Genomic DNA, 16,078 nt, shown 5'->3' with positions numbered 1-16,078 from the left:
TTAATAATAGGGGCGTTAGAAACCTGACCCAGGTTGTTGTAAAAAGGCTAACTCTTCAGGCGTCGATTGGCGCCCTAAGATCTGGTTGCGATGAGGGTAGCGGCCAAATTGGTCGATGATCGCCTTATGACGCAGCTCAAACGGCAAGTTGGCAGCCGCTGCCTCACGGCTAAAGAGGATCAGCGCCACTTCATGGATTGCGCGTGATTCACTGTGCATATAAGGCATATAGATAAACGGTACATAGTTGATATTCAGCTGTTGATCGATCCCCGCCGCTACCGCTTCTTGGGCCAAGGTCAGTGCCATTGCATCGGCGGCAAACGCCTGCGGAGTATCACGATAAATATTACGGCTAAATTGGTCAAGGATAAGGATCTCAGCTAAGCGACCTTGTGGCGTGGCGCGCCAATGATAAAGCTCTCCCTGTTTTGCTTGGCTCAATAAAGGCTCAAACCGTTGCTTAATCAGCGCGTCAAAGGCGCTGTCTTTATCGAACCAAGCTTTGGGCTCAATCTCGGTAAACCAGAAATGGATAATATCATCTGGGGTATGCAGGGTCTTTGTCATAGTCTTTGGCATCAAGGGCTCCTTATATCCAGTTAGTATGGTCATACTTGGTTAAGCTTAGCGCCGTTTCGGCGATCACTCTGGCGTCTGTGATACTAAGGTAAGGTATGGTTTGCTCGCCGCTGGCCATGCCTAAGTGCAATGTGGCTAAGTGTTTGCGTCGCTGCCCTACTGTTTGGCTTATGCAGACATGCTGCACCTTGGTGAGTGACAGCAGTTGCCAGCTTTGCCCTAGCACTCCGGTATGGATCCACAGATCATGGCCTTGCAACTGATACCCCCATTGGCGATACCTTAAGTAGAGTGCTATCACCACAAGGGCTGCGCCAAGCCACATCAGCTCGGTTAACCCGTTAAGGCCAAGTATAAAAGAGGCCAGCAAGGTCACTAATGGTGGTAAAAAGGCGCGGCGCCAAAACCAGCCGATATCGATCCCTTGGTAATGAGTGGGTAGCTCTGTGGCGTGGCTCTCAAGGCCGTTAAGCCTAGAGAGTACTTGGGTTATCTCGACAGAGGTCATGCTTGGGATCAGCATATGGCGTTTGGATTGCTGTTCGACTTCACTGCCTTTTACTTGCTTAAAATTGGCGGTCCAACGCTTAAACAGCCGGCCTAAAACGGGCTGATTAAAACGAATTAACTGCACTCTGGCTAACGCCAATACATCGTGTTGTTTGGCCAGTAAACCGCCGGTGCGATGCAAGGTGTTATCCCGTAGGCTTAACCTATAAGGGTGAAACTTTAAGACCGCCGAGGCGATAGAGACTAGCGCCAATAACAGATACAGCAAGAGTAATAGCGATAATCCAAATAGCAGCTCATTCATCAAGCTGGTAGCGATAGTCACTTGATACCATTGCCACAACGCTTGGGCAAACACGCTATCACCGATCTGCTCCCAATTGAGTTGCCCCAATATCGAGCCAGAAATGATCGATAACCAAAAAAGATTGTTTTGGTATAAACCAAAAATCAGCAGATCCTTAAGCTGTTTTTGCACCACAAGGCCGCTCGTTGAAGGGGCTGCTGCGGTGCCATCGACAGGTGCTGTTCCCGCTGGGTCGGTTGCAGCCGTAGTGGGCGCATGGATAAATAACCGCTGTTTAAGCTGCATGGCTTGGCGATAGTTAACCGCCGACAGCACGGCTTCATCTTGCTTAGAACCTGCGGTTTCCACCACCAAACTGAACAGCCCCAATGGGCGGAAATAGAGCGGCTGTTCGAGGCGCACATTTTGAATTTTATTCAGCGGAATTTCGTGAGTGCGTTTAAATAACAATCCCTGTTTGATGCCCAATTTATGGTCTTGTACGCGAAAGCGATATTGGCTCCACTGCACAATGGCAAAGGTAGCAATGGCTAACACCACAGTGACCATCACCAATATCACCCAAGGTGAATTAAAACCCTGCTGCCAACCGGTATAGATGACAGGTATCAGCGCATAACCGTTACTAAGCATCACCTTGAGTGCATGTAAGCTAAAACTGATGATGGACCATGGCGATAGGCTCGCCCATTGGGTAAAGCGACTACTCATGTTTATCGCTCGGCGTGGCGGTATCACTGGGCGCGTTAGGCTGAGAGGCGATTTTTGCCGTATCGGCATCATCGCTATTCATGCTGGTCAAGGGGGGCTTCGCTGCGATGTCGGCAGGCGCCGAGCCGGCTTGACGAACGAGCGCCGCTTTGGCCAATAAGTGTTGCCGAAGGGATTCTGCGACCGAGCTACTTAGCCCTGGCAGGGTAATTTCGGCGCTGCCACTGCCAGCGCTAAAACATTTTAAGGTGTGCTGACCAAAACGGCGCTCCAGCGGCCCTTGCGACAAGCTAACATGTTGTAAACGGCTGTAGGGCAGGGCGATTTTCTGGTGCCAAATAACCCCTTGTTGCATAACAAACTCATGGTCAAATACCCCATAAGCCAGCGACGTGGCAAACTTATAGCGGCCATAACTGATGACCGCAGCGAGCACGAGTGCGGCCGTCACTAGTCCCAATAGCGCTAAAATGGGCAGGTTAGCCAATAGGCTTATTACCGCAATGGCGATAATGATTGGCACAAACAACAGCAGGTTTTCGATATGGACTTGCTTGATATAAGTGGTTTCAACTGGAGTGAGAGGCACTTGATCGAAGCTTAGCCATTCATGGGGCGCCAGTCGTTGTCGCTCGCCTAGGCTAAGTGTTGGGTCTTTCAGATCGTCTGCCATTGATTATCCTAAGCAAGATTGCCATGCTGTGGTTTATTTAGACTATATCAGCATCATGCCCAATTTAACCAGAGTGTGCCATAGCACTAATTTGTAATTATCTGTTATGTTTACAAAAGAACTAAAATCAACCTCAATATGGAGTGCGCTGTGGGCGTTACAGACAGTCAAATATCAAAACAGAAAAAGGCCTTTCTTAGAAAACTCTATTTAGCCCATCTTATCGATAACGAGCGCCATAACTTACTGTCGCTGAGTAAGCTTACGGCCATGCCTCGGCGGACCTTGCAAGATGCCATTGCCACATTGGGCGATGTGGGTATCGAGTGTGAGTTTGTGCAAGATGGCGCGCGTCATAACGCAGGTTATTATCAATTACGCAGTTGGGGGCCGATTAATCCGTTATGGATTAAGGACCACCTCAACGGGCTGTTAGCTCAGTTGCAATCATAATGAGCCATTCACTGCATCAAACCCTGTGGGCCAGCACCTTGGGCGAAGCGCTCGTCTATCGCCCCCCATTAGCTGGTGATATCGATGCGGATGTGGCCATTATCGGTGCCGGTTACACTGGGCTGTGGACCGCTTATTATCTTAAGCAGCAATCTCCCCAATTAAAGATAGTGGTGCTCGATGCTACATGCGCTGGAGAGGGCGCATCTGGGCGTAATGGCGGCTGGTTGATGGGCAGTTTTGTTGGCGATAGCCATTACCTTGCAGGATTATCGGGCGAGGCCTTTGAGCAAGCCAAGCAGTTGATCCAAAGTCCCATCAATGCAGTAGCCAGCGTCATAGCTGAGCATGGTATTGATTGTGATTTTAGCCACAGTGGTAATTACCGAGTGGCCGCGCGTTATCCTGAGCAGCTTAATACCCTGAGCGGCGAACTAACCGAGCTACATCAACAAGGGTTTACCGAGCAAGATTATCGCTGGGTAGAGGGGGATGCGTTAACTCAGGCTGTCAGTATGCGTCTGGGCTGCGCGGCGATTTATACTCCCCATTGCGCCACGATTCAGCCTCTCAAGTTGGTGCGCGGCCTAGCCCGCGTGGTCGAAAGTATGGGAGTGACCCTATATGACAACACCCGAGTGAGCGGCTTTGGTCAGGGCGTGGTGCGGTGTCACTCTGGCCGAGTTCGCGCCGAGGTGATTGTGCCTGCCCTTGAAGGGTATCAAGGCGAGGTGAGTCAGCTTGGGGGTTATACTTTACCTGTGCAAAGCATGTTGATTGCCACCGAACCTTTAAGTGAGGCGTTATGGCAACAGCTGGGCTTGGCCGATAGGCCGACCTTTAGCGATGCCTCTCGGCAGGTGACTTATGGTCAGCGCAGTTTGGATAATCGTTTGGTGTTTGGCGCGCGAGGGGGCTATCGATTTGGTGCTAAGACGCAGACTCAATTTGACCGTAATAGCGAGGCTTTTCGCTGGCGGGCTGAGCTTATGGTCGATCTTTTTCCGGTACTCAAAGGGGTCAAGGTTAGCCATGGCTGGGGCGGAACGCTGGCGATGGCGAGAACATTTGCGCCCCATGCCATATTCGATAAGCGCAATGGCATCGGCTTGGCTGGTGGCTATGGCGGCGAAGGTGTCGGGGCGTCCAATCTGTTTGCCAGAACCTTAACCGACCTGATCCTTGAGCGTGACACCGAATTAACCCAAATGCCTTGGGCCCATGTGAGTGAGGTTAGCCAGGTATTAACCCCATGGGAGCCTGAGCCATGTCGTTGGTTAAGCTATCATCTCATCAATAAAGTGTTTAGCTGGGAGGAGCGCTTATGTTTGCAAGCGAGCCCATCGAGCCTTCAAAAGCGTATCGCGATCCATTTGGCCCAGCGCCTCGATAACTTAATGCATTAGCTTAATGCACTAGTTTTATGCAGTTAGCGTTATGCACATCGCAGGTGCCCCTAGACTTACTGGCTTGAGGCATTAGCCCATTAACAGGTAAGCGGCAAATCCAGCCCAACTCAGCAGCAGTAGCGCCCATGGGAGCTTGGATGAGTTGCTGTTCGAGTCACTAATGTGGGGGGCATCGGTTTGTGCTGAATCGCGGTTTTTCGCTTTTAGCTCCTGTTTACGGGCTTTATCTTTGTCACGGGCCTTACTCTTTTGCTGCTTTTTATATTCAGCAATGCCTTTTTCAATCCCCTGTGCAATCAGCTTAGTTTGCTCTTTGGTTTGCCCCGGCTTTTGGGTCGCTTTAGCGACTCTTAGCGCCTCATTTTTGGTTTCGTTCGAAATATTTTTTACCACAGGTTATCGCTCCCTTTTGTTATGACGGCACTATATCACAAAGAGGACTTGGCGATGAGCGGCGGGCTCATTGTTGATTGTCTGCAATAGATAAACAAATTCAATTATCTGGCTTTATTTTTGATATTCTTGTCACTATCTCCCATTTTGTTTAGCGACCTATGCGCGATAATAAATTGGCCGCCTCGGCGGTAAACACACAAGCCATATCAGCGGCGGCAGCCTCCTCGGCCAGTCGCCGGGCGGTATTGCCCTGGATTGCTGGCTTTTTAAAACCTTATCGCGCTCGAGTCATTGCCGCTATCGTCTTTTTGTTTATCGGTTCCTTGGCCTGGCTGTCATTAGGGCAAGGCGTTCGTCTGATGGTCGATGAAGGGTTTTTGCAAGATAACAGCGAGCGACTCAACGAGATCATCCTCTTGGTGATTGGCATTACCGCGCTCAGTAGTTCGGCGATTTTTTGTCGTTTTTACCTAATGACTTGGCTCGGCGAGCGAGTCAGCGCCGATATTCGCCTTAAGGTGTACGATCATCTGCTTAAGCTGTCGCCGGGCTTTTACGCCAAACTCAGAACCGGTGAAGTGATCTCGCGTTTTACCGCCGACTCTACCCTATTGCAATCTGTGGTGGGCTCAAGCCTCTCGATGGCCCTTAGGGCCAGTGTTACCGTGATTGGCGGCATAGTGATGATGACAATCACTAGCCTGAAGATGACCGCTTTAGTACTGCTTGCGGTGCCTATGGTGCTTGGGCCTATCTTTTTCTTAGGTCGCAAGGTGCGCGATTTGTCACGCAAGAGCCAAGACAGGGTCGGCGATCTTGGTGCTTATGTGGATGAAACCCTTCACGAAATTCATACGGTGCAAGCCTATTGTCATGAACACAGAGATCGTGAGCTATTTAATGAGCGTGTCGAAGCGGTCATGGACGCAGCTAAGGGGCGGATAAAATATCGCTCGATATTAATTTCGCTGGTGATGTTTTTAAGTATTTTAGCCATTGCGCTGGTCACTTGGGTCGGCGCCCATGATGTGATGCAAGGGGTTATCACCGCCGGTGAACTATCGGCCTTTATGTTTTATGCGGTGATGGTAGCTGGTGCCGTGGCGACCATTAGTGAAGTGATTGGTGAGATCCAGCGCGCCGCTGGCGCCACCGAGCGCCTTATCGAGTTGGCTGAAACCCCCATCGATATACCGCTACCCCGGCATCCGCAAATGCTGCCGACTAAGGTGCGCGGCGACCTGCAACTGAATCGAGTCTGTTTTACCTATCCCAACACCGATAATAGTAGTGAAAATGCTAGCGATGCCCAGTGCGATGACCCGCTAGATAATCAATGGGTTATCCGTAACCTTAGCCTGCAGATCCACAGCGGCGAACGGGTGGCGCTGGTGGGCGAAAGTGGTGCCGGCAAGAGCACTTTATTTGAATTATTACAGCGCTTTTATCCCCTTAACAGCGGCAGTATCTTATTAGACGGTATCGATATCGCTAATCTGATGCCGCAAGCGCTTAGGCAGCAGTTTGCGCTGGTGCCGCAAGAGTCGGTGATCTTTGCCAGCAGCGTGTTAGAAAATGTTCGTTATGGCCGCCCTGATGCTAGCGAGCAGCAAGTGATTGATGCCTGTATTGCCGCACATGCCAATGAGTTTATTGTCGATTTCCCCATGGGATACCACACCTATTTAGGTGAGCGCGGGGTGCGGCTCTCTGGTGGACAAAAGCAGCGCATCGCGATTGCGCGGGCCATATTAGCCGAGCGGCCCATTTTACTGCTCGATGAGGCCACCAGTGCGCTGGATGCGGTTAGCGAGCATAAGGTTAAATTGGCATTAGATGCCTTAATGCAGGGGCGCACCACATTGATCATTGCCCATCGATTAGCCACAGTGCTTAATGCCGATCGCATCTTAGTGATGCAAAAAGGGGCGTTAGTCGCCAGTGGCACCCATTCACAATTGATGCAAAGCTGCGAGCTGTATCGTGAATTTGCCAGTTTGCAGTTATTAAATGAGGAGATGTAGTGTTTTGCGCTAAAGCTAAGCGAGTTTCCATACTCGCTTAATGACATCATTTAGCCGTGTCCACCATGATTACCATGGCCGTTGCCACATTGATGTGTTGTCTCTTGGCCACCCTCTCCCACAGTGACAGAGCCTGCATCTTCAAACAGACTAAAGGTGTCCTGAGACATATCATCGATAGCTGGGTCGTCTAAGTGACCAAGGCAAGTATAGGCAACGCGATAATCACCAGCGGGGAGGTAACCCATGGCAAAGGACCAATCACCACTCATATCTTGATGTATAGGAGCGATGGCTACTGGCGAGAATTTACCATCGTTTCTAGCTGGACTTATATCCGCCATTTGCGTAAGACCTGTGACGCTATTTTGATAAAGATAGGCCATGTGATAAAACTGACCGCCAAGCGGAGCATTATCTGAGTGCGTTATTTCGCAGTTTGCTATCCATTGAGGATCCATCTCGCCAATGAGGTGTCCCATTTTTCGATTATCAATAGAGTAGATACCGTCGTGGTTAAGATGATATTGGTTATCGTAAAGGTGCATCGATTGGTATAGATCTATCTCCATGGTCAGAAATAGGTTCTCGTGCTGATTTAATACAAAGTCATGTAACGGAAGATGGTTGTTTTCGACTATCAATGGTAATCGTCCTTGACCATTTTCAATCGCACAGCCATCGGACTGATCACCATTAATTAAGGTAAAGTGTACATCGTGGTAGTGACCCGTTGGTAGCTCAAGGTTACGAATAACCTCATGACTCTTTGTTCCTTGGAAGTCGAGAAGATTGAATCTGTGTTGCCCCAAGTCGTGTTGATGAACTGTGCCATGGGCATCGGTCATTACTAGCTTATCGAGTACTAACTCGACGTTACTGACTTGGCTCATCGGAGAATCGGAAATGGCAATATTGACCATACCGACGGCGAGATCAGTCGTGGGCGTAGGTGAATCATCGGAGCCGCCGCAAGCTCCAAGGACTATTGTGGGGATAAGAAGCGAGATTAATTTACGCATGTTATTCGCCTTAAAGCTAATTGATTACTTTTGCTAATAGAGGTTCATTATTAGCTTATTTTAAGTGTATTTTGAGGGATGTATTGGCTTGAATTTAACCATTGTGATTGAACCATGAGTTTATCGATCTTTTTTTGTTATCTAAGATAAAGTGCGCTAGGGAGGTGTTAACCGCTGTTAAGCTGAGTGAACATTCTCTTGGTTTTTAACGTAATGAATGTTCACTGGGTTATCCTTTACCTTTGATCTATCTATATTTTGGAGTCAACGTGAAAAAAATTGTTTTGTTATGTTTGCTACTGCTCAATGGGTGCACCAGTGTGCCCAGTGGTATTAAGCCTGTTGAGCAGTTTGAACTGCCACGTTATTTAGGCACTTGGTATGAGATCGCCAGATTAGATCACAGCTTTGAGCGCGGCTTAACGCAAGTCACGGCCACCTACAGTATGCAAGCCGATGGTGGCGTTGAGGTGATTAATCGTGGTTTTTCAGTGGCAGATCAAAGTTGGGATGAAGCCGAAGGTAAAGCCTATTTTGTCGAAAGCCCCGATATTGGTCACCTTAAGGTCTCCTTTTTTGGCCCTTTCTATGGCGCTTATGTGATTTATGAACTGGATAAAGCCGATTATCAATATGCCTTTATCACCAGCTATAAGCGTGACTATTTATGGTTTTTATCGCGTACGCCCAAGGTGAGTGACGCGTTAAAGCAGCAGTTTGTGGCGCAGGCTAAGCAGATGGGGTTTGCGGTTGATGAGATTATTTGGGTGCAACAATAAAGGGCATGAAAAGTTGATACAAAGTGCTTAACTCATATAGATAAGAAGGTACGACAAGCAGGGAGCCATTAGGCTCCCTTCTTGGTCAGTGTATAGCGGAGTCAGTGTTTATAAGTGTTTAGTTGCAAGCAGTTAGCGGTAAGCGGGAACATTAACACTAACTAGAGCCAATAGGCCCCTTTCATTAATCCTAGCCTTGGTTATTTACGCAGTTCACGACGCAATATTTTACCCACGGTGGATTTCGGCAGGGCGCTCATAAACTCAACTATTTTAGGCACTTTATAAGCGGTCAGTTGCTCGCGGCAATGGGCTAGGATACTGGCTTGGGTGGCCGAGATATCATCGCTTGGGCTGCTTAGCACAATTGCCGCCTTTACCGCCTCACCACTGCGCGCATCCTCTACGCCAATCACGGCGCATTCGAGTACGGCTGCATGGGCGCTCAGCACCTCTTCAACCTCATTGGGGTAAACGTTAAAGCCCGAGACGATGATCATATCTTTTTTACGGTCGACAATTTTGTGCATGCCTAAGTCAATCGCAAGGGCAATATCCCCCGTTTTAAAGAAGCCGTCACTTGTCATCACCTTGGCGGTTTCCGCTGGCATCTGCCAGTAGCCGCTCATCACTTGTGGGCCTTTTACTGCCAACTCCCCTGTGGCACCAAAGGGCACTTCGTTATCATCGAGATCGAGGATCTTCACTTGGGTGTCGATAACCGGCTTACCTATACTCCCCAGTTGCTCCAATCCTGGAGCATTAAGTGAGACAACTGGTGAGGTTTCTGACAAGCCATAACCTTCGGATATGGTGCAGCCAGTGGTGGATTGCCAGGCCGCGGCGGCGGCTTGAGTGAGCGCCGTGCCGCCAGAGATAGTGACTCTTAGGTGGCTAAAGTCGAGAGCTTTAAACTCAGGTTGGTGACAAAGGCCAACAAACAAGGTGTTGATCCCGGCAAAGCCAGTAAAAGGATGTTCACTCAAGGTTTTGATTAACGATGAGATATCTCTAGGGTTTGGAATAAGTACCGAGCAACCACCACTTTCAAAATACACCATAAGGTTCACCATAAAGGCGTAGATATGATAGATGGGTAGCGGCGCGACAAATATCTCTTCGCCTTGAATGAGTTTATCGCCAAGGCGAGATTTAACCTGCAGGGCATTAGCAATCAAATTGCTGTGGCTCAACATGGCGCCTTTAGAGAGCCCAGTGGTGCCGCCAGTGTATTGCAGCGCCGCTAAGTCGCCCAAGTTAGCTTTTACGGGGGTAAAGCTGAGCTGGCTGCCTTTGGCTAACACCTCATTAAAGCGGGTGGTCGTAAAGGGCGTGGCTGGTTGTTCCTGCTCGGCAATTAAATCCAATGCGTGGGTTGCGATAACGGTTTCAATGGCGGTGTTAGCGATGACATTGGTTAGCGTCGGCAGTAGGTCGCTCAGCACCACTAGGGCCTTCGCGCCCGAATTATTATATTGATGAATGAGTTCACGTTCTGTGTATAGCGGGTTGGTATTGACTAACACTAAGCCTGCACGCAATGCCCCATAGGCAGCAATAACAAATTGGGTAATGTTGGGCAGCTGAATAGCGATGCGATCGCCAACGCTAAGCGAAGTATGGTGTTGCAGATAAGCGGCAAAATAGCGCGAGTCACGTTCGATATCGGCAAAGGTGCTCGATTGGCCTAAACAGACATAGGCAGTGTGATCGCTATAGCGCTGCGCCGACGTTTCAATCAGGTCGATTATCGATTGGTACTGGGTAAGGTTGACGTGGGTATCAACATCATATGCCATAGCGTGCCTCTCATTATTATTAATTTGTTAAAAATTAAACAAGTGTTTAGATTGTGCTAAAAGCGCGCTAAGGTCAACCGTAAATAGCCGATGAGTCTTGGGACTTAAATTTATTAAGCTTATGTATATATAGAATTTTATATCTAGGCTGGGCTTTGGTGCTGGTCAGACCTTTATCGCGTCTGTTGCTGTCAGACGCGATAAAGTCTGGGTGGGATGATTACGCTGAAGTCAGGGTAAAAAATTGGCTTTGTTGCGCTACACTGTCGAGTGGATCGGCCAGATTCATTACTTTAAAGGTAATGGGCTGCTGACGTAATGCGCCATCGATTGGGGCATCTTTACTGCGTTGTTGGTACACGGTCAGCGGGTAACTGAGCTGTTCTCCGGGCTGAACGGTAATCTCTACCTCGACCTCTTTATTGATAAAGTGACTTTGATCGCTTTCAAGATAGATAAGGTATTGTTGTGATTGCTGGGTTTTATTGCGGATCTTGAGCGTATAGCTATTTTCGATACGGTTATCGGGCGCGATGCGATACAGGTTTTGTCTGTCTCTTATCACATTAAGCTGGATCGCCTCGCGTTGGTATAGATCAAAGGCAAATACGCTCAGCATAATCACTACCGCCATGCCATAACCAATAAACCGCCAAGAGTTGAGCCGCTGTACAGGTAAGCCTTTGAGCTCGTTTTCACTGCTATAGCTTATCAAGTTACGCTCATAGCCGAACTTATCCATGGTTTGATTGCAGGCGTCAACGCAGGCACCGCAGTTAATGCATTCATACTGCAAGCCATTACGAATATCGATTCCCGTTGGGCACACATCGACGCACAAGTTGCAATCGACACAATCGCCAAGATCTGTGGCTTGTTTGCGTTTTCTGGGACCGCGAGACTCACCACGCTGGGTATTATAGGTCACCGTCAGGGTGTTACTGTCGAACATGGCCGATTGAAAACGTGCATAGGGGCAGCAGTGCAAGCACATGAGCTCGCGCATAAAGCCGGCATTCAGGTAAGTACACAGGGCAAAAAACCATACCCAGGCCGTTATCCAAAAACTGCCATTGAGGGTGAATATTTGTGGGTATAAGCTGCTTGCGGGCACAAAATAGGCGATAAATCCACAGCCGGTAAGCAGTGCCATGAGACCCCATAATAGGTGTTTGCTAACACGCTTGGTGAGCTTATTGAGACTCCAAGGGGCTTTGTCTAAGGCGTAACGTTTATTGCTGTTGCCTTCTATCTGCTTTTCAACCCAGACAAACATAAAGCTCCAGCTGGTTTGCGGGCACAGATAGCCACACCAGACCCGCCCCCAAAACACGGTAATAAAAAACAGTAAAAATGCGGCAATAATAAGCACCCATGCCATCAGGGTGAAATCCTGCGGCCACAGTGTCGTACCAAAAAAATTAAACTGCTGGTTTTCTATATCAAATAAAATAGCTTGCTGGCCATGGTAACGGATGAAAGGCACCAAAAAGAAACATAAGATAAGCAGGCTGTTAAGGCCGGTTCGCAGTCGTTGGAAGTCACCTTTTTGCTCTTTGATATGAATCTTGCCCTTTTCGCTGGGGATAAAGGTCACCGCTATCGGCTCGCCCTGGGCGCTAGGTGGTTTGCCGTTTGATGCCATGGCCGAATTGGCCGGGGTTGAGGTGGACCGTGAGTTCACACTTTGTGTCATGATTAAGGTTCCGCGCTATACACATTGAAAAAAGTATCGCGGTATCTGCAAGTTCAGCACCAACTTGCGAGTTATTTAATGCATTGATTATAAAAGATTATTGTTATCTTGAGATAAATCGCCTCGCGATATATCGTGCTTTGTCGATATATCGCGAAAAATAGATAGGCATTAATCCTAGCTTGGTCGATGAATATTGAGCTTTTTCATACGTGAGCGTAAGGTACTGGCGGGTAATCCTAACACTTGAGCGGCGCCCTGCGCGCCCGATATGCGCCAACCTAACTGTTGTAGGGTACGGCGAATATGGGCGGCTTCCACTTGCTCTAAGGTTTGCCCGTGTGTCGGCGGCGCGTTGGCGGTATCGAGTTGTAGGGCGGGGATTTGCAATACCTGCCCTTGAGACAAAATACTCTGACGCTCAATCACATTTTGCAGCTCTCGTACATTCCCAGGCCAGCTGTAGGCCATTAGATGACTTAAGCCTTTATTACTTACCCCTTTGATTTTTTTGCCGAGTTTTTTATTGAGGTTGGCGACGATATGGCTCACTAAGGTGGGGATATCCTGTAAACGCTCACGCAAAGGCGGCACATGCAGCGGAAACACATTGAGGCGATAATAGAGATCCATCCTAAATAGCCCTTGCTGCACACGTTTTAGTAAGTCGTGGTGGGTCGCGGTCACCAGACGAATATCCACCTTGATGGTCGTGCTGCTGCCGACCCGCTCAAACTCTTGCTCTTGTAGCACTCTTAACAACTTCGATTGGGCCTCGAGGGACAATTCGGCGACCTCATCGAGAAACAAGGTGCCTTGGTGGGCTAATTCGAATCGCCCCTTGCGCCGAGTGGTCGCACCGGTAAACGCCCCTTTTTCATGGCCAAACAGTTCGCTTTCAAGCAAGGTGGGCGAAAATGCCGCGCAGTTGACGCTCACCAGAGGTTTATCGCTGCGCTCACTGAGTTTATGAATATTGCGCGCGACCAGCTCTTTACCTGTGCCATTTTCGCCACTGATCAGCACTGTACTATTGGTGTTGGCGACCAGCTTAATTTGTTGAATAAGGCGTAAAATCGGCTCGCTTTCACCAGAGATACTCACATCACCTGTGTGGCTGGCCAGTTCCGTTTGCAGGTAATCGTTTTCGCTGGCCAGCTTTTCCGACAAGGCTTGCACTTGCTCTAATGCCTGACGCAGTGAGTCTTCGGTTTGTTTCTGCATGCTGATATCGCGAAATATCGCGACTACACCGATCAGCTGTTGCTGCTTATAGACTGGGGTTGTGGTGTAATGCACCGGAAAACTGCTGCCATCTTTACGCCAAAACAGTTCATGACTGATCTCGCGCGCAATGCCGTCGTGCATGGTGTTGTAAATGGGGCAATCTTCTTGGGGATAATGGCTACCATCGGCATGACTGTGATGATGGTGATTGTGAATATTTTTACCCAGCAGCTCTTGTGCTGTCCAGCCGGTCATGCGCTCGGCGGCAGGATTGATAAACACCGCATTGCCTGCCAAGTCAAAGCCGTAGATCCCTTCGCCCACGGCATTAAGCAATAATTTATTTTCGGGCAGAAAGTCCACATGAGTCTCGCCCGTGGGCGCTAAAGGGGATGAACACATAAAGATACTCGCAGCAGAAATGAACTAGAGATCCAGTGTACTTTAGCTCACGATATATCGCGACTTCTATCTTACAAGTATCTTGCAAGACTGCTACCTTGCTATTAGTTAGTCGCCTCGTATCAATGTGCCCGTAATAGGGTGAGCACCTCGTGGTAATCGAGTACGCGCGATAACGCTATGCCTTGGGGATATTGAGAACTGAACAGTATCGTAAAGGGAATACCATAGGCATTATGTTGGGCTAAAAAAGCCTCTACCACGGGGTCGCTGCGGGTTAAATCGCCCAACATCAATACCATATGATCGCGCTTGAGTAGCTTAACCACTGCCTCACGATGCAACACGCGATCTTTATTGCCTTTGCAAATGATGCACCAATCGGCGCTGACATCGACAAATACTGTTTTATCTTGGGCAACTAAGGCGGCGATCTTCTCTTGGGCTAACGGCTGCCAAACTAAGTTTTTATAGGCGGTAATGTCTTCGCGCGGGTAAATAAAATAGGTTACGGCGGCGTTGATCGCGGTAAAACAGAGCAGTAATAGCAGTACTGCCATTGGGATCTGGGTGCCGCGTGCTTTTTTAACGCTAAGAAAAATAATCAAGCCAATAAGCAAGCTTAGTGTGAGTGCGCTGATAGTGAGGATTGTGTGCATGATAACCATTGAAGGTGATTGATGATGCTAGTCTAGCAAACATCAACGCCTGAATTGAAATAATCAGTACATCACAGATCTTTTGCACCTATGGCTGAATGTTTGTAAGCTGCCCGGTGCGATGGCAAAGCGTATAAGCTGGCGAGTATTACCAAGCGCCATCGGATTAACCAAATGATATAACAACAATAATCGGGTCGTGTAAGAGGAAGCAGGATGAGTGTGAGTGCTTGGCTAGGTTTGCTGGCCATCTGTTGTTTGGGCGCCATGTCGCCCGGGCCAAGTTTAGCTATGGTGGTGCGGCATACCTTAGGTGGCGGCCGCGCTAAGGGGATTGTCTGCGCGTGGGCGCACTCTATTGGCATTGGGGTGTACGCTTTAGTGACCTTGCTTGGCCTAGGGGTGTTACTTAAGCAAGCGCCACTGGTCTTTAATGGCATTGCCATTCTAGGCGCGCTCTATTTAGCCTATATTGGCCTGCAGGCGCTACGCTCTAAAGGCGGTATGTCGGACAAGCTTGCGGCAGGTAAAGCCAGTAGCACGCTTACCGCCGCGCGTGACGGCCTGGCTATTTCACTGTTTAACCCTAAAATCATGCTGTTTTTTTTGGCGCTATTTAGTCAATTTGTGTTGGCAGCCGACAACCTTTGGGGGCAGTCTTTAATTGTGTTAACGCCTCTGGTGGTCGATGGCCTGTGGTATACCTTGATAGCATCATTGCTGTCACATCGCTCTGTATTACCCAAGTTGCGGGAAAATGCGCGCATGATAGATAGGCTCTCTGGCGTGGTGCTAATTTTATTGGCCATCAGGGTTCTCGTTACGATTTAAGACTCTCAAGCAGATTGCTTTGGAAGCGCACATTATTAGAAATACACAAATAGTGAGTAATGGACAAAGTGCTAGGGGGATATCGTTGTGAGGTTATGGGGTAATTATGCCATCGGCTTACCTGAGCTGTAAGGCGATGGCATACAAGGTTACATCGGGTGATTAACCTTTAAACACCTGTACTGCTTCATCTTTCACCGGCTCGCTTTGGGCTGGTGATGGATTATTTATGTGGTCATCGAGATTGTCATTTAACATATCGCGGTACTCTTTGCTAAACCACTCTAGCGCATTGTCTTTTTCAGCAGCCAAATCAGATGATTTGATTGATGCTTCAAATGCATTAAAACGGGCTGCCGCAAAACGCAGCGCCGTGCCGACTTTACCGACATCTTGCTCTTGGGCGCTCAGCTCGTTGGCAAGGGCAATGAATTGATCGGCTAATTCAAAAATAGTGGTTTCTTTTTGCTGTTCTGACATGCTTTTGGCTCACAATTGAGTGAATGTAATAGGCGGATATTAACTTAAATTAGCCAACAGTGAATCATTGAATGTGGCTTTATGAGATCAAATTGGCAAATTGCCTCGATTCATTGCT

The 16,078-nt window shown here is 48.7% G+C and carries 15 protein-coding genes; 5 read left to right on the top strand and 10 right to left on the bottom strand.

The annotated features are described in order from the left end of the window. Positions 1 to 15: 15 nt before the first annotated feature. Genes AC5YBZ_RS13790 through AC5YBZ_RS13780 form a run of 3 tightly spaced genes read right to left on the bottom strand, consistent with a single transcriptional unit; the run spans position 16 to position 2,783 of the window. Entirely contained in the window at positions 16 to 570 is a 555-nt protein-coding gene (locus AC5YBZ_RS13790; protein WP_494521589.1) for a DUF924 family protein, read from the bottom strand. Between the two features lie 22 nt (positions 571 to 592). Further along, positions 593 to 2,110 carry a PH domain-containing protein gene (locus AC5YBZ_RS13785; RefSeq protein ID WP_494543055.1) on the bottom strand — a complete coding sequence of 506 codons (1,518 nt, stop codon included), beginning with the start codon at positions 2,108 to 2,110 and terminating at the stop codon, positions 593 to 595. After that, the gene (locus tag AC5YBZ_RS13780) at positions 2,103 to 2,783 is read right to left on the bottom strand and encodes a PH domain-containing protein (protein WP_494543054.1); all 681 of its coding nucleotides are present in this window, start codon (positions 2,781 to 2,783) and stop codon (positions 2,103 to 2,105) included. Before AC5YBZ_RS13780 ends, AC5YBZ_RS13785 begins: the two co-directional genes overlap by 8 nt. A gap of 150 nt (positions 2,784 to 2,933) precedes the next feature. Between AC5YBZ_RS13780 and AC5YBZ_RS13775 the strand changes: the two genes are divergently transcribed. Together AC5YBZ_RS13775 and AC5YBZ_RS13770 are read left to right on the top strand one after the other, a co-directional pair. Beyond that, positions 2,934 to 3,236 carry a winged helix-turn-helix domain-containing protein gene (locus AC5YBZ_RS13775; RefSeq protein WP_494543053.1) on the top strand — a complete coding sequence of 101 codons (303 nt, stop codon included), beginning with the start codon at positions 2,934 to 2,936 and terminating at the stop codon, positions 3,234 to 3,236. Then, positions 3,236 to 4,642, top strand: a complete 1,407-nt coding sequence (locus AC5YBZ_RS13770; RefSeq protein WP_494543052.1) for an NAD(P)/FAD-dependent oxidoreductase — start codon at positions 3,236 to 3,238, stop codon at positions 4,640 to 4,642. The genes AC5YBZ_RS13775 and AC5YBZ_RS13770 overlap by 1 nt, the downstream gene beginning before the upstream one ends. 72 nt (positions 4,643 to 4,714) lie before the next feature. Here the strand turns inward: AC5YBZ_RS13770 and AC5YBZ_RS13765 are convergent, their stop codons facing one another. Next, positions 4,715 to 5,038: a DUF2956 domain-containing protein gene (locus AC5YBZ_RS13765; RefSeq protein ID WP_494543051.1), complete on the bottom strand. Its 324-nt coding sequence runs from the start codon at positions 5,036 to 5,038 to the stop codon at positions 4,715 to 4,717. A gap of 161 nt (positions 5,039 to 5,199) precedes the next feature. Here AC5YBZ_RS13765 and AC5YBZ_RS13760 point away from each other — a divergent pair, with 161 nt between their 5' ends. Then, positions 5,200 to 7,065 (top strand): ABC transporter transmembrane domain-containing protein, encoded by a 1,866-nt coding sequence (locus AC5YBZ_RS13760; protein WP_494523858.1) that lies wholly within the window; start codon positions 5,200 to 5,202, stop codon positions 7,063 to 7,065. A gap of 50 nt (positions 7,066 to 7,115) precedes the next feature. Here the strand turns inward: AC5YBZ_RS13760 and AC5YBZ_RS13755 are convergent, their stop codons facing one another. Beyond that, positions 7,116 to 8,087 (bottom strand): DUF4382 domain-containing protein, encoded by a 972-nt coding sequence (locus AC5YBZ_RS13755; protein ID WP_494521031.1) that lies wholly within the window; start codon positions 8,085 to 8,087, stop codon positions 7,116 to 7,118. Between the two features lie 269 nt (positions 8,088 to 8,356). On the opposite strand from AC5YBZ_RS13755, the gene AC5YBZ_RS13750 reads away from it, so the two are divergent. After that, entirely contained in the window at positions 8,357 to 8,866 is a 510-nt protein-coding gene (locus tag AC5YBZ_RS13750) for a lipocalin family protein (protein ID WP_494521032.1), read from the top strand. A gap of 200 nt (positions 8,867 to 9,066) precedes the next feature. Here AC5YBZ_RS13750 and AC5YBZ_RS13745 read toward each other — a convergent pair whose 3' ends face one another. The 4 genes from AC5YBZ_RS13745 to AC5YBZ_RS13730 form a co-directional block, all read right to left on the bottom strand. Further along, a complete protein-coding gene (locus tag AC5YBZ_RS13745) occupies positions 9,067 to 10,665 on the bottom strand; it encodes an AMP-binding protein (protein WP_494543050.1) in 1,599 nt (532 codons plus the stop codon). A 220-nt stretch (positions 10,666 to 10,885) separates the two neighbouring features. After that, complete coding sequence (ccoG, locus tag AC5YBZ_RS13740) at positions 10,886 to 12,361, bottom strand: cytochrome c oxidase accessory protein CcoG (RefSeq protein ID WP_494543049.1); 1,476 nt, start codon at positions 12,359 to 12,361, stop codon at positions 10,886 to 10,888. 177 nt (positions 12,362 to 12,538) lie between these two features. Then, the gene (locus tag AC5YBZ_RS13735; RefSeq protein ID WP_494521035.1) at positions 12,539 to 13,990 is read right to left on the bottom strand and encodes a sigma-54 interaction domain-containing protein; all 1,452 of its coding nucleotides are present in this window, start codon (positions 13,988 to 13,990) and stop codon (positions 12,539 to 12,541) included. Between the two features lie 122 nt (positions 13,991 to 14,112). Then, positions 14,113 to 14,649 (bottom strand): thioredoxin family protein, encoded by a 537-nt coding sequence (locus AC5YBZ_RS13730; RefSeq protein WP_494521036.1) that lies wholly within the window; start codon positions 14,647 to 14,649, stop codon positions 14,113 to 14,115. A 216-nt stretch (positions 14,650 to 14,865) separates the two neighbouring features. On the opposite strand from AC5YBZ_RS13730, the gene AC5YBZ_RS13725 reads away from it, so the two are divergent. After that, positions 14,866 to 15,480, top strand: coding sequence for a LysE family translocator (locus AC5YBZ_RS13725; RefSeq protein ID WP_494521037.1), 615 nt, complete (start codon positions 14,866 to 14,868; stop codon positions 15,478 to 15,480). Positions 15,481 to 15,642: 162 nt separating this feature from the next. Here AC5YBZ_RS13725 and AC5YBZ_RS13720 read toward each other — a convergent pair whose 3' ends face one another. After that, on the bottom strand, positions 15,643 to 15,960 hold the full coding sequence (locus AC5YBZ_RS13720) for a DUF3144 domain-containing protein (protein WP_494521038.1): 318 nt from the start codon (positions 15,958 to 15,960) through the stop codon (positions 15,643 to 15,645). Positions 15,961 to 16,078: the final 118 nt, after the last annotated feature.

This window comes from Shewanella sp. 553 (assembly GCF_059338375.1).
The sequence above is the reverse complement of the archived record's forward strand: the minus strand, read 5'-3'. Positions and strand labels throughout refer to the sequence as shown.